Here is a 14,412-nt window from a genome sequence, read left to right as displayed (position 1 = left end):
GTAAGGTTAAGCCGATGTTTCTTTTTTACATTTCAGTTACGAGGAGATTTTCAGACCAATTTGCCTCGTTTCACTTTTTATCAGAATCGATAAACTCGCCTAAAAACCCCGACATAACGGGTGTTTTGTATACTCTAGTCGGCAAAAATCAAACTAGGAATGAGACCATGGTCTTAGGTTGAGTGGTTAAGGGGTGAGTATAATGCAAACAGACTTGTTAATTTTATGTTGGAATATCAAATGACTTTTGGATGGGTAACCCTAGCCGTTGTATACCTGTTGGTATTGTTTTATTTGGCAAGCTGGGGGGATAAAAATTCACCAACAGCGAGAAAAATCACTTCGCACCCTGCGGTTTATTCATTGGCACTTGCTATCTATTGTACTGCGTGGACTTTTTTTGGTTCTGTAGGCCAAGCATCTCGCGATACTTGGATTTATTTACCCATACTGTTGGGCCCCATGTTGGTATATTTAGTGGGTTATCGCTTCATCTACAAACTCACACTCGTGAGCAAAAAACAGCATATCAATACCATCTCCGACTTTATTGCCTCACGTTATGGCAAGCGTCAACCGGTGGCATTGCTGGTGACCATTATTGCGCTATTGGCCACTATTCCGTATATCGCGTTGCAGTTAAAAGCCATTGGCTCAACGTTTCAGTTACTGACGAATCAGAGCAACTCTCACCTTATTATTGTACTTTCCACTGCATTTATTGCCTTGTTTGCAATCTATTTTGGTACCAAGCAAACCGATGTCACCGAGTATCGTCGCGGTTTAATGCTGGCAATTGCGTTCGAGTCTACCATCAAGTTGGCCGCGCTCATTTTGGTCGCATTTGTTGGTTATCACGCTTGGCATAAAACCAACGACGGGTTCATTTTAGCCGAATTTTTCAATGATCACGCCTTAGCCCAATTCTCATCGTTTACCTTTATCGCCCAAGTCATTATGGCTGCGGCGGCAATTGTGTGTTTACCCAGACAATTTCACGTTGCGATTATCGACAACTTAAGTCTCGACCATATTAAAACGTCACGCTGGCTGTTCCCGCTTTATTTAGCGGTTATCGCTGCTGTTATCCCTATTATTGCAGTGGCAGGACACGGGGTTTTTGCTAACGCAGGGCTAGAGCCTGACTCCTACGTACTGTCATTAGCCATTCACTCAGAGTCCATGTTACTGCAGTTAATTGTGTTTATCGGGGGCTTATCTGCGGCGACGGCGATGATCATTGTGGCCACGTTGACACTCAGTACAATGCTCACCAATGACGTGGTATTACCGCGTCTACTGGCACTACAACAACACACGACAAAATCAGATTACGGGAAACGCATTCGCCTCATTCGTCGTATTGTCATTGGTGTAATTTTGCTCCTTGCCTATGTTTACCACCAGCAAATGGCCACGGCTCGTTCGTTACACTCTATTGGCCTTATTGCGTTCTCACTGGTTATTCAACTGTTGCCCGGTATTGTGGGCGGTTTATATTGGAAGAAAGGGCATGCTCATGGCGTTTATGCCGGCTTGTTAGTTGGCTTAATTACATGGCTGTTGTGGTTGGTATTACCACTGGTGAATGATGCAACAACCCCTTATGAGCAAAGCGAACTATTGAGCCAAGGCGCTATGTTGAGCCTCTTCACTAATACATTGGCCTACATCGCATTTTCTATATTTGCTCCGGCAAGACTCATTGATCGCATTCAGGCTGAAGCCTTTGTCTCACCCGCGGATGTGCGAGGCAACGGGGCGAAAAAACAGCATTCCGATGTAAAGGTTGCCGACCTAATTACATTACTCTCAACCTTTATGGGTTCAGGCCGTTGTAGTCAGTTAGTTTCCGAATACGAACAGCTCAATCACACCGAAGTTAACCCTGATGAGCCGCCCGATCAGGGCTTTATGGCATTTTGTGAACGCGCGTTGGGTGGTGTAATTGGGGCTTCTAGTGCCAAAGCCATTATCGATTCTATTTTGCGTGGCAAAAAGCTCGACTTTACCGAAGTCATTAACTTTTTCGACGACACAACACAGGCGATGCAGTTCAACATGACGGCGCTGTTAACGTCGCTCGAAAATATGGACCAAGGCATCAGTGTTATCGACAAACACCAAAACCTCGTAGCGTGGAACAAACAATACGCCGCCTTGTATGAATACCCTGAAGAACTGCTGGCAGTGGGCACTCCTATCGAAAAATTGATGCGATACAACGCAGAGTGCGGCGAATTTGGCCCCGGAGATGTGGAGTCACAAGTAGAAAAACGTCTACAGCATTTGCGTTCGGGCACGCCACACAGGTTTACGCGCCAGCGCAGTGATGGCAGGGTAATAGAAATGGTAGGTAACCCGTTACCCGGCGGTGGGTTTGTTACCAGCTTTAACGACATTACCGGGCACGTTGAAATTCAACAAGCGTTGGAAGAGTCGAACATAAACCTAGAGCTGCGAATTAAAAAGCGCACAGAGGAAGTGCATTCCATCAATGCTGAATTGCGACTGGAAATAGAGCGCCGATTGGAAGCAGAGAAAGAACTAATTCGCGCCCGTAAAATTGCCGAAGATGCCAATGCCAGCAAAACACGCTTTCTCGCGCTCGCCAGCCATGACGTTTTACAACCCTTGAATGCCGCTAAACTCTACGTATCAGCATTACAAGAAGCCGATGTAAACGACGGTGTAAAAGACATTGTGAAAAAACTAGAGCACAGTGTCACTTCCAGTGAAGCGTTAATTGCAACCCTGCTAGATATTGCCCGCTTGGACCAAGGTGAACTTAAGCCCACCATCGAACCGATTGATGTTAAAGCGCTGCTCACCCCTTTGGTCGACGAGGTAAGCGTGCGCGCCAAAGCCAAGGGGCTAAAAGTTAAAGCCCGTATTCGTGATTGCTGGGTACTGGCAGATAAAACTTTTTTGTATCGCATTGTGCAAAACTTACTGTCTAACTCAGTGAAATACACAACCAAAGGCAAAGTGCTGCTCAGCGTCAGAGAGTCAAATGGGAAAATACGCATTGAAGTTCGAGATACCGGCATTGGTATTTCACAAGATCAGCAAGCCAAAATTTTCAGCGACTTTTATCGCGCCCACGACCATCACGCCCACGGCGTCGGGCTGGGGTTAGGTGTTGTCCGGCGTTTATCTCGCCAAATCAATAGCCAAATTTACGTTGAGTCAGTTGTTGACCGAGGTAGTTGCTTTAGCCTCTCTTTGCCTAAAGCCTCTCCGGTTGAACCCGAAAAACGCTTGGCTGTGCGCAATACCCCCTCGTTTAATAACCTTCGGGTACTCTGTGTGGATGACCAACAAGAAAATCTCGACGCACTACAAACCCTGTTGGAAAAGTGGGGCGTGACCATTGCTCAAGCAAACAACTGGGATGATGCACTGACTAAGGCCCATCAATTTTCACCGCAAATTCTATTGATGGACTATCAACTAAGCCATGACCAGAATGGTTTGGATTTGATCGAAGCTATTCGTCAAGAATTAGATATTGTTGTGCCAGCTTCATTAGTCACTGCAACCCATGATGAAACCTTAGTGGTGCGATGTAAGGAGCAAGGGGTGAACTTTTTGAGTAAGCCCATCAAGCCTGCAAAACTGCGCGCATTGTTGCAAAGTATGACCCGGCACATTAAATAATCACTGAGGTGTACATACCGTAATTCGGTGACTATAGTGATGTAAATACGCGATCTGAGTACCTAGTTGTAATGTAAGTAATTTTAGTTACTTACGGTACATAGATGCGCCTTTATCGACGATGATGATTCATCACAAATATTTGTCATCACGAGCAAATTTTTGCGATTTACATTTTCACTGTTACAGGCACTATTCGCCCCGTTTTAAAGCTAGCAAACCACTAGCATTGTTAACTATTAACTAGGCCAATATTTCTATGCGCATTGCAATACTTTCTCGAAACCCTAAGCTTTACTCAACTCGCCGTCTTAAAGAAGCTGGAGAGGAACGGGGGCATCAAGTTGACGTGATTGATACCATGCATTGCTACATGGATATCACGAGTAACAATCCATCTGTTCGCTATAAAGGTGAAAAACTGCCCTTTTATGACGCCGTTATTCCTCGTATTGGCGCTTCTGTGAGCTTTTACGGCACGTCGGTTGTTCGCCAATTCGAAATGATGGGAACCTATAGCATTAATGAATCCGTAGCGATTAGTCGCTCGCGCGATAAATTGCGCTCGTTACAATTGTTGTCTCGCAAAGGCATTGGTATGCCTCGCACAGGTTTTGCTCATCACCCAGACAAAGTCGACGACGTAATTAAAAACGTTGGCGGCGCCCCTGTGGTTATTAAGCTGTTAGAAGGCACTCAAGGTATCGGTGTAGTTTTGGCGGAAACGCAAAAAACCGCAGAAGCGATGATTGAAGCATTTATGGGTCTCAACGCCAGTATTTTGATCCAAGAATACATAAAAGAAGCCAATGGTGCCGATATTCGCTGCTTGGTCGTAGGCGATAAAGTGGTGGCAGCTATGAAGCGCCAAGCTCAGCCCGGCGAGTTCCGTTCGAACCTTCACCGCGGTGGCTCTGCAAGCTTAGTTCGCCTTTCTCCTGAAGAGCGAAAAACAGCAGTACAAGCGGCGAAAACCATGGGGCTAAATTGCTGTGGCGTAGATATTCTGCGTTCTTCACGTGGGCCTGTGGTGATGGAAGTCAATTCATCGCCAGGCTTAGAAGGCATTGAAACCGCAACGAACAAAGATGTCGCTGGCATGATCATCGAATTTATCGCCAAAACAGCAAAACCGAACAAGACCCGTACACGAGGAAAAGGTTAAGTGACCCAAGAAGCCATTGTTATCGCCGGCCAACGTATTATTCCCGGTGAAACACGCCGTATCGCGTTGTCGATGCCGCCGTTATATACCGCTACTAATATGAGTATTCCCATTTACATCAAGCACGGCCGTAAACCCGGCCCTGTGATGTTTGTGAGTGCGGCGATTCACGGCGATGAGCTAAACGGTATCGAAATTGTGGGCCGATTGATCAAGTCCAATAACATTGCTAACTTGCGCGGTACGTTAATCGCCGTGCCAATGGTGAACGTGTATGGAGTGTTGAACCAATCGCGCTACTTACCGGATAGACGAGATTTAAATCGCAGCTTTCCTGGCAGCAAAAAAGGCAGTTTGGCAGGCCGATTGGCACACTTGTTTTTTACCGAGATTGTGAGCAAATGTGATGTCGGCATCGACTTACATACTGGCGCAATTCACCGCAGTAACTTGCCTCAAGTACGTGCCAACTTAAAAGATCCGGAAGTACTTGAAATGGCTCAGGCGTTTGGTGTGCCAGTGTTACTCAATGCCGAGATACGCGATGGCTCTTTGCGACAAGCCGCGAGTGAAGCAGGCGTGAAGATTCTTCTGTATGAAGCAGGCCAAGCCTTGCGTTACGATGAGTTTTCTATCAGAGCTGGTGTGCGGGGCATAGTGAATGTTATGCGCAGCTTGGGAATGTTGCGAAAGGCCCGTACCAAAGGGCATAAGGTAGAACCTTACATTGCTGATCAAAGTGGTTGGGTAAGAGCGTCTGAAAGTGGTTTTGTGAACCATATCGCGCAATTAGGCGACCATGTGGAAAAGGGAGATAAGTTAGCCACAATCAGCGACCCATACGGTGGTTTTATTGCCAATATCGTCAGCCCTTCTGAAGGTATTGTAGTCGGTAAACAAAATATACCACTGACTCAAGAAGGCGAAGCAATATATCACATTGCTTATTTTAATGAGCCGGACTCTGTCGCCGAGCAAGTTGAAATGCTACAAGATAATTTGGTTCCAGAAGCCCCTACTGCGGAGTCTTGAAATGGCTAAAAAGTTACTCTTAGGCGCATTAGAAGTGTGTGATTTGCCACAATTAGCAATCGAAGGGTTGCATATACGTGTCGACACAGGCGCAGCAACATCATCTCTTCACGTTGACAATATTCAGGAAATTGACCGCGACGGTGAATTATGGGTAAGTTTTGACATTCACCCCGATATTCACCAAGTGTCTCGCATTGTGCGAAGAGAGGCAAAAGTACAAGCTACGCGTAAAGTCAAAAGCTCTACGGCAACCCGAGAACGTCGCTATGTTATTTCTACCATTTTAACATTGGGCGGAGAGTCTTGGCCGATAGAACTCACACTCACTGACCGTTCAGAAATGACCTACCTAATGTTACTGGGGAGAGAGGCCATGACCGGGCGTGTTATGGTTGACCCCGAGTTCGACTATCTGTTGACTCAAGATGACAAACAAAGCCAAGTGTAAACTTGGCTTTGTTCGTTTAAATAACCTACATTAAATAAGAGTGAGCTTTCACATAACGAAATGCGCATTCGAAAACGAGGTTATAAAGCGTCAATTCAACAGTTGGACATTATGTATCGCTTAATTGTTGTCACTGCTATTTCTATTGTTCTCAGCTATTGCCCTTCTGTATTAGCTGACGACAAAAACAACACTTCCACCGAGGTGAAGGTACCTTATTTTGTCCCTGGTACCGATGAAATATACGACTACGTCCATACTCTGCTGCGTATGAGTTTAACAATCACCGAAGAAGAATACGGTAAAACCGTCGTCGTGCCCGATGATGAACCAACGGTTCAAATGCGTCAGTTGCTCAATTTAGAGCAAGGTTTACTAGACGTTACCTGGAGCGTGACGACTGACGAGCGAGAACAAAATCATCGCGCAATAAGAATACCACTAGCCGCTGGGATGTTTGGAGTACGCTTGTTAATGGTGCGCGCTCAGGATACGCGCTTTGATCAAACATTGTCACTGCAAGAGCTAAAAATGTTAGTGGCGGTACAAGGCTTAGATTGGCCAGACACAGAAATTCTATATCACAACGGATTTGACGTTATTGCAGGAACTTACCAGTCGTCGTTCCGATTACTCGCTGAGAGTTTCGTCGATTTTTTCCCTCGCGGCATGCTTGAGATTGGCTATGAGGTGGAATACTTCAACGCACAAGGAGACTACCCCGTTAGGTTTGAAGTGGAGCCTAACATCCTTATTCTTTACCCTAATGCCATGTATTTCTTTGTCGCTAAAGAAAATAAAGCACTCGCTGAACGGCTGGAAAAGGGGCTACATAAGCTAGTGGAAAATGGTCAAATGGCAGCGTTATTACGCACTCAGAATTTCTATCAAAAGAGTATTCGGTTGGTTAAAAATCGCCAAGTACATTTGCTCATCAACCCTTTACTTACAGAGGAATCTGCTGCTAGTCTGAAAACCTATTTGCCTAAGCTGTCATCAACAATTAACCAGCTGTACCTCGGTGAGACCTACGAAGGCGTTGCTCAACCTAAAAACTCTACTTCCCCCACTTGCACACTCAATTGTTTACAGGTGGTTCAAGCTCCAATTGAGAAGCAATAAGTACCGCTTGTGTACGGTTGTTTATCCCTAGCTTTTTAAATATCGCGGTAACGTGCGCCTTTACTGTGGCTTCGGCAATATCAAGGTTATAGCCTATTTGTTTGTTCAGCAGGCCGTCGCGCATGTAGCACAACACCTTGTATTGTGAAGGCGTCAAACTCGCTACCTTATCAGCGAGTTCAGAAAACTCAGCGTCTACGTCTTCAATTTTTTCACTAATGGATGCCGGCAACCAAATATCGCCATCTAAAATCACTTTCACCGCGTTAGCAATATCGTCAGCACTCGTGGTTTTAGGAATAAACCCCAACGCCCCAACCCCTACGATCTTTGAGATAATTGCGGGATCTTCTGTACCTGAAACCACTGCAACGGGTAAGTCTGGGTAGAGTTTACGGATGTGTAATAACCCAAAAAGGTCATTACTGCCTGGCATGTGTAAGTCTAGTAACAACAAATCGATATCCTCTTTCTCAAGAATATCGACCGTTGCACTTAAATCACCGGCCTCACAAATTGTCAGGCCGGGAAGGGAGAGTGATAACGCACCCTTTAATGCATCGCGATATAAAGGGTGATCGTCAGCAATCAACAGCGTTATCATTACAGCTCCAGTTATTTATTCAATCGTTCCTCGATTAGTGTATCAACAACTGAAGGGTCAGCCAATGTTGACGTGTCACCAAGCTGCTCGTGTTCATTGGCAGCGATTTTACGCAAAATACGACGCATAATCTTGCCTGAGCGCGTTTTGGGTAACCCTCGCGACCATTGAATCATGTCAGGCGTAGCGATGGGGCTCAATTCCTTTCTGACCCAAGCGCGTAATGCCTTTGTTAACTCTTCATTGGCGGTCACACCTTCATTAGGTGTGACATACACATAAATACCTTGGCCTTTAATATCATGCGGGTAGCCAACCACAGCTGCCTCAGCAACATCGGGATGGGCAACCAATGCACTTTCTATTTCAGCGGTACCTAAACGGTGTCCTGATACATTCAATACGTCGTCTACACGCCCCGTGATCCAGTAGTAACCGTCTTCGTCTCGACGCGCACCGTCTCCAGTAAAGTACACCCCTTGATACGCACTAAAATAAGTGTTGATAAAGCGCTCGTGATCGCCATAAACCGTGCGTGCTTGACTTGGCCAGCTGTCTTTAATGACCAAATTACCTTCCGTCGCCCCTTCAAGTTCGTTGCCTTCTGCATCAAATAGCGCAGGCTGAATACCAAACATCGGACGGGTTGCTGAACCAGGTTTCAAATCAGTAGCGCCCGGTAGAGGCGTAATCATGATACCGCCTGTTTCAGTTTGCCACCAAGTGTCGACGATCGGACAACGGCTTTGACCAATAACGCGGTAATACCACTCCCAAGCTTCTGGGTTAATAGGTTCACCCACAGATCCCATAATACGCAATGAATCTACGTTACAGCCTTCTACCGGTGCATCACCATGTGCCATTAACGCACGAATTGCCGTAGGCGCTGTATACAAGCTAGTGACTTTGTATTTTTCTACTATCTGTGCAATACGACGCACATCGGGATACGTTGGCACACCTTCAAAGAACACCTGTGTCGCGCCCTGAATGAGAGGCCCGTAAACCATGTAACTATGGCCTGTAATCCAACCCACATCTGCCGTACACCAGTAAATGTCTTCTGGGCGATAATCAAATACGTATTTGAACGTCATTGACGTATACAGTAAATACCCACCCGTTGTGTGCACCACACCTTTAGGTGTGCCGGTAGAACCTGAGGTATAAAGAATGAATAAAGGATCTTCGGCATTCATTGGCTCTGGTTCACATTGTGCTGAGCAATCGTCTACCAGATCGCTCCACACTACGTCTACGTCTTCGTTCCAAGCCACGTCGCCGTTTGTAAGCTTGTGCACAATCACGTTGGTAATAGACGGGCAAGCACCGTTTGCTATCGCTTTATCAACGTTCGCTTTTAACGGAACACTGCGGCCAGCTCGACGACCTTCGTCGCAAGTAATAACCACTTTCGCACTACTATCATTAATGCGGTCAGCGATAGCATTGGGGGAAAACCCACCAAAAATAACAGAATGCACCGCACCAATACGCGCACACGCTAACATTGCATAAGCCGCCTGCGGTACCATAGGCATGTAAATGGCTACGCGGTCTCCTTTGCCTACACCCAGCTTTTTAAGACCATTGGCAAGCTTACACACTTCATAATGCAGTTGCTGATAGGTGACTTCTTCGCTGTCTTCTGGTGAATCACCTTCCCAGAACATGGCGACGCTTTTTGCTTTTTCTGCCAAATGGCGGTCGATACAGTTGTAGCTTGCGTTAATCTCGCCATCTTCAAACCACTTGATAGACACATCGCTTTTGCCGAAATGCGTATTTTTCACGACCGTAGGAGCTTTGTACCAATCCAATGTACTCGCGTATTCTCCCCAGAATCCTTCAGGATCTGTCACCGACTGTTGATACATTTGTAGATATTGGTCATTGGTCAAATGTGTATTTTGCTTAATCGCCTCGGGAACAGGATACGTCTTGCTGGCTGTCATTGTCGGCGCCTCCGAATAAGATAAAATAAGAATGATGTTTTACTTACGTCAATTTAGCTTTTCTATAACAAACCTAAATGCGACTTTGGTCTTACCTTATATAGGCACTTTAGGTTGTTTTTATAGATACGACTTTCGTCTTATAGACCATCAGCTTATTTGCAATTTTGCAATAGTCAGCCAAATTACGTGTAGGTTAACTTTACATTAACATTATTAACAACCTGGAATATAGGCACAATTATGAAACACGCTTTTAAGAAAACCACTCTCGCAGCTTCGCTGTTAATGGCAGGACTAAGTTGCAGTGTACAGGCCGCCAACCTTGCTGGAACTGACGTTAAATTCTCGGGTTACATCAAAGCTGATGCCATGGTCAGTGACTATTCCGATGGCACCATTGGTGCTGGAAGCGTCGGCCGAGACTTCTATATTCCATCACTTACCCCAATTGGCGGCAATGACGAAGGGGCGCAATTTGACGCCCATATCCGACAATCTCGCTTTCGTTTTACCACTAACACAGACGACGGCAACGGCGATACAATTACCGGTGTCTTAGAGTTTGACTTTATGGTGACCAACAATGGCGATGAACGTATTAGTAACTCCTACGTGCCTCGTATTCGTCACGCGTTCATAAAATATAAGAACTGGACCATAGGTGAAACATGGACCACATTCATGGACGTGGGTTCGTTACCAGAATCACTGGATTTCATTGGTGTTACTGATGGTACCGTATTTGGTCGACAAGCCCTGATTCGATACAGCAATAACGGATTTGAGTTTGCGTTAGAAAACCCAGAAACTACCATTACACCCTTTGGCGGTGGTAGCCGTATTGTAGCAGACGACAATGCCGTACCCGATGTCATTGCCACTTATAAGATGAACACAGACTGGGGTTACGTTAAGGTGGCGGGCTTAGTACGTCAGCTTTCTTACGACGATGGTGCGTCGATTGACTCTGACGAAACCAGTTATGGCATCTCGGTTTCAAGCAAAATCAACCTAGGCAACGGTGATGACATTCGCCTATTGTTCAACACTGGGTCTGGTTTAGGTCGCTATGCAGCACTAAACGCGGCCAATGGTGCAGTAATAAACGCATCAGGAGAGCTTGAAGCGATAGATTCTTATGGTTACACCTTTGCGTATCGACACAAATGGTCTGAAAACACCCGTAGCAGCGTGATGTTCTCTTCACTGTCAGTTGATAACGATACCGCATTAACGGGTATGAGCGTCACCAAAACGTCTTACAGCGCGCGTGTGAACCTAATACACTCGCCAACTAAGGCTATTAGTTATGGCGCTGAGTATGCCTTTGCTAAACGTGAAAACGAAGCTGGTGCAGACGGAGACATGAATCGCATACAATTTTCTGCGAAGTATGCATTCTAAGCTATAGTTAAATATGACTCAGAGAAGATTCCCTTATCCAAAGATCAGTTTCTGGATCTTTGCGCTTATCTGAGTTGGTTGTTCCCAAAGCTTAACCACCGCAAAGGCGGTGGTTTTTTTTAAGTAATGACTGCCCTTTAACACTAAAAAGGCATTGGGTATTGCTTGAACACAGTCATAATTTTATCTAACACCGACTCTTCCAATACCAGTTCAAACGCGCCCAGATCTTCCTCTAGTTGATCAAGCCGGGTTGCACCAATGATGGTAGACGTTACCCCCGGCACATGATTTACCCATGCCAGCGCCAATTGCGAAGGCGTAAGCCGAACTTCTTCGGCCAGTGCAACATAGGCTTCAGTTGCCAAATGCACTTGGGGGGTATCGCGAAACAGTCCGTTACGCTGAACAAAGGTCCACCGACTCCCTTCAGGGCGCTGATGATTTAGATATTTACCAGACAAAATTCCCGTGGCCAACGGTGACCATGGTAAATAAGCAACGTCTTCAAACACACAGGTTTCGATCAGATACGGCCAATCCTTTGCGTGTAACAAGCTAAACTCGTTTTGAATAGAGACAGGTTTTGGCACACCCATTTCGTGACACAAACGAATAAAGGTTTGAATACCCCAAGGCGTGTCGTCAGATAACCCCCAGTGTCTTATTTTACCCGCGTCTATTGCCTTTTTAATACCGGCTAAAATATCTCGCATACCATCAATTTCTTGCTCAACGTCGGTTTGCAACGGGTTTACCCGTGAAGGCCAATGCTTAGCAAAATGGGGAGAGGTACGGTTGGGCCAGTGAAGCTGATAAACATCGATATAGTCTGTGTTCAATCGAGCGAGAGATTCATCTAACGCTTGCTCAATAGCCACAGCGCTAATGTTGCCTCCATCACGAATATAACCAACGCCATTGCCGACTATTTTGCTCGCCAAAATCACGTCTTGGCGCTTATTCGGATGTCGTTTAAACCAGTTACCAATAATTCGTTCGGTGTCACCGTAAGTTTGCTGGTTAGGTGGAATAGGATACATCTCAGCGGTATCAATAAAATTGATCCCCGCCTCTAACGCCCTTGCAATTTGGGCATCAGCTTCCGCTTGGTTATTTTGAATACCCCAAGTCATTGTGCCTAAACAAACACGAGACACCATCAAGTCGCTACTACCCAGCTTTGAGTACTGCATTCACATAGTCCTTACTCTAATGGTGAATCCGTCTTATTACTGGTGATGTTGCAACTCTGCCTCAGCCTTAGCCAGTTTTATTTCTGTTTGACGACGTGATTCAACCATTTCATTAGCTAATTCGGCCAGTGATTTGAACTCGGCAAAACCAAGCTGGCGCGTGTCGATTTTCTGATACTGTCGTTTACAACGATAGAAAAACATCACAAAGTTAGCAAAAGCACGATGAAAGGTCGCAAAGCTTTTGACTAACAGTAGAATCAATACGATTGATGTCAGAATTGCGATGGTAAAGCTGTACACTTGTACTCTTTCTTCTTGCGCCAAGATCAATGGCTGTATGGCTTTATCTATTTTTATCAACTGGTCTTCCACATCATGTGCTTGGGTGCGGAACAACCCTCTCAGCCCGGTTTTTTCATTCACTCCAAGCTTGAGCGTAAGCGCACTGTATTGTTCGAAATTGCGCTGATAATCATGTAACAGGCTGAGAGCTTCTGCATCATCTTGTGTCATCGCTTTCAGGCGACCTAAAACCGAAAGAAATACATCGCGATAAAAGCTGTCTTGGCTAATTTGGTAACTGCGAACCGCCAATTTTGCATCACTGAACAGCTGATATTGATTAGAGCCATAACTAAAACCTTCATGCCGGCCAATTTGCGCCTCTACTGTTGCAATTTTACCCCGTACACCTGTGTTGAATGTTAACCCTAACTCAGTGTTCACAGCCACCACCTGCTGAAACAACTGTTGATACTCATGTAAACTCTGGGCCAGTATCCCTCCTTCTGAAAAGGATAGGTCAAATTGAGAAAAAGTGGGAGATAGCGCCGATAAGGCCAACGTGAAATGAGCTGCGCGATCATTAAACTTATGCACGTAAGACTTTTCTTTTCTTAATAGAAAGTCCTTTTCGTGTCGACGCATTTGCAGTAATTCTTGGCTTAACGCGAGTAATTGCGCTCTTTGTTGATTCAGCGAAATAAGTTGTTTAGTGAAGTAGTGTTGACTCACCACAAGTAAACTCATACCAGCTACACAAATGAGCGTCATGAGTAATAGTCTGGATTTGATGGAATCAAATTTCATATCGCATCTCCGATAAAAAGCGCTTGATGCGAGTTTATCGATAGAATATGAAACTAGTGTTGCAGAACATCGCCCCTTCGAGGGCCTTACACTGTATGGTATTTTCCTTCGGACACAAAAAAGGCCGCTTGCGCGACCTTTTTCTGATGACTAATGTCGTCTTAATTATCGATTACTCGATGATTTTAGATACAACACCAGCACCTACTGTACGACCACCTTCACGGATCGCGAAACGAAGACCTTCGTCCATCGCGATTGGAGCGATTAGTTCTACTACGAACTTAAGGTTGTCGCCAGGCATTACCATTTCTACGCCTTCTGGAAGCTCTACAGCACCAGTTACGTCAGTTGTACGGAAGTAGAACTGTGGACGGTAGCCTTTGAAGAATGGAGTATGACGGCCACCTTCATCTTTAGACAATACGTATACTTCTGCTTCGAACTTAGTGTGAGGAGTGATTGAACCAGGCTTAGCTAGTACTTGACCACGCTCAACTTCGTCACGCTTAGTACCACGTAGAAGAACACCAACGTTCTCACCAGCGCGGCCTTCGTCAAGAAGCTTACGGAACATCTCAACACCAGTACAAGTAGTCTTAGTAGTTTCTTTGATACCTACGATTTCTACTTCTTCACCAACTTTAACGATACCTTGCTCAACACGGCCTGTTACTACTGTACCACGACCTGAGATTGAGAATACGTCTTCGATTGGAAGAATG

The 14,412-nt window shown here is 45.5% G+C and carries 11 protein-coding genes; 6 read left to right on the top strand and 5 right to left on the bottom strand.

Annotated features, from left to right (window positions below; all coding sequences use genetic code 11):
- Positions 1–240 precede the first annotated feature (240 nt).
- The 5 genes from ACXAH6_RS17800 to ACXAH6_RS17780 all read left to right on the top strand — a co-directional run bounded on the left by ACXAH6_RS17800 (position 241) and on the right by ACXAH6_RS17780 (position 7,430).
- Complete coding sequence (locus tag ACXAH6_RS17800) at positions 241–3,660, top strand: PAS domain-containing hybrid sensor histidine kinase/response regulator (protein WP_474879022.1); 3,420 nt, start codon at positions 241–243, stop codon at positions 3,658–3,660.
- 259 nt (positions 3,661–3,919) lie between these two features.
- On the top strand, positions 3,920–4,825 hold the full coding sequence (rimK, locus tag ACXAH6_RS17795) for a 30S ribosomal protein S6--L-glutamate ligase (RefSeq protein ID WP_474879020.1): 906 nt from the start codon (positions 3,920–3,922) through the stop codon (positions 4,823–4,825).
- Complete coding sequence (locus ACXAH6_RS17790) at positions 4,826–5,857, top strand: succinylglutamate desuccinylase/aspartoacylase family protein (protein WP_474879018.1); 1,032 nt, start codon at positions 4,826–4,828, stop codon at positions 5,855–5,857.
- A 1-nt stretch (position 5,858) separates the two neighbouring features.
- Positions 5,859–6,308, top strand: a complete 450-nt coding sequence (locus ACXAH6_RS17785; RefSeq protein ID WP_474879017.1) for an ATP-dependent zinc protease family protein — start codon at positions 5,859–5,861, stop codon at positions 6,306–6,308.
- Positions 6,309–6,368: 60 nt separating this feature from the next.
- Positions 6,369–7,430, top strand: coding sequence for an amino acid ABC transporter substrate-binding protein (locus ACXAH6_RS17780; protein WP_474879015.1), 1,062 nt, complete (start codon positions 6,369–6,371; stop codon positions 7,428–7,430).
- Here ACXAH6_RS17780 and ACXAH6_RS17775 read toward each other — a convergent pair.
- Together ACXAH6_RS17775 and acs are read right to left on the bottom strand one after the other, a co-directional pair.
- Positions 7,387–8,034, bottom strand: coding sequence for a response regulator (locus ACXAH6_RS17775; protein ID WP_474879013.1), 648 nt, complete (start codon positions 8,032–8,034; stop codon positions 7,387–7,389). The genes ACXAH6_RS17780 and ACXAH6_RS17775 overlap by 44 nt on opposite strands.
- An 11-nt stretch (positions 8,035–8,045) precedes the next feature.
- Positions 8,046–9,992, bottom strand: coding sequence for an acetate--CoA ligase (gene acs / locus ACXAH6_RS17770; protein ID WP_474879011.1), 1,947 nt, complete (start codon positions 9,990–9,992; stop codon positions 8,046–8,048).
- A 243-nt stretch (positions 9,993–10,235) separates the two neighbouring features.
- Between acs and ACXAH6_RS17765 the strand changes: the two genes are divergently transcribed.
- Positions 10,236–11,399 carry a DcaP family trimeric outer membrane transporter gene (locus ACXAH6_RS17765; RefSeq protein WP_474879009.1) on the top strand — a complete coding sequence of 388 codons (1,164 nt, stop codon included), beginning with the start codon at positions 10,236–10,238 and terminating at the stop codon, positions 11,397–11,399.
- A gap of 143 nt (positions 11,400–11,542) precedes the next feature.
- Here the strand turns inward: ACXAH6_RS17765 and ACXAH6_RS17760 are convergent, their stop codons facing one another.
- The 3 genes from ACXAH6_RS17760 to ACXAH6_RS17750 all read right to left on the bottom strand — a co-directional run.
- Positions 11,543–12,595, bottom strand: coding sequence for an aldo/keto reductase (locus ACXAH6_RS17760; RefSeq protein ID WP_474879007.1), 1,053 nt, complete (start codon positions 12,593–12,595; stop codon positions 11,543–11,545).
- 36 nt (positions 12,596–12,631) lie between these two features.
- Positions 12,632–13,687, bottom strand: a complete 1,056-nt coding sequence (locus tag ACXAH6_RS17755; protein WP_474879006.1) for a chemotaxis protein — start codon at positions 13,685–13,687, stop codon at positions 12,632–12,634.
- Positions 13,688–13,859: 172 nt separating this feature from the next.
- A partial coding sequence (locus tag ACXAH6_RS17750) for an EF-Tu C-terminal domain-related protein (RefSeq protein WP_474879004.1) occupies positions 13,860–14,412 on the bottom strand: 553 nt, incomplete at its 5' end.

The organism is Alteromonas sp. ABE4_545 (assembly GCF_056161325.1).
The sequence above is the reverse complement of the archived record's forward strand: the minus strand, read 5'-3'. Positions and strand labels throughout refer to the sequence as shown.

Excerpts from the sequence above, each read along its gene's own strand:
- ACXAH6_RS17800 (WP_474879022.1), top strand. The coding sequence starts at position 241 with ATGACTTTTGGATGGGTAACCCTAGCCGTTGTATACCTGTTGGTATTG.
- rimK (WP_474879020.1), top strand. The coding sequence starts at position 3,920 with ATGCGCATTGCAATACTTTCTCGAAACCCTAAGCTTTACTCAACTCGC.
- ACXAH6_RS17785 (WP_474879017.1), top strand. The coding sequence starts at position 5,859 with ATGGCTAAAAAGTTACTCTTAGGCGCATTAGAAGTGTGTGATTTGCCA.
- ACXAH6_RS17780 (WP_474879015.1), top strand. The coding sequence starts at position 6,369 with ATGCGCATTCGAAAACGAGGTTATAAAGCGTCAATTCAACAGTTGGAC.
- ACXAH6_RS17775 (WP_474879013.1), bottom strand. The coding sequence starts at position 8,034 with ATGATAACGCTGTTGATTGCTGACGATCACCCTTTATATCGCGATGCA.
- acs (WP_474879011.1), bottom strand. The coding sequence starts at position 9,992 with ATGACAGCCAGCAAGACGTATCCTGTTCCCGAGGCGATTAAGCAAAAT.
- ACXAH6_RS17765 (WP_474879009.1), top strand. The coding sequence starts at position 10,236 with ATGAAACACGCTTTTAAGAAAACCACTCTCGCAGCTTCGCTGTTAATG.
- ACXAH6_RS17760 (WP_474879007.1), bottom strand. The coding sequence starts at position 12,595 with ATGCAGTACTCAAAGCTGGGTAGTAGCGACTTGATGGTGTCTCGTGTT.
- ACXAH6_RS17755 (WP_474879006.1), bottom strand. The coding sequence starts at position 13,687 with ATGAAATTTGATTCCATCAAATCCAGACTATTACTCATGACGCTCATT.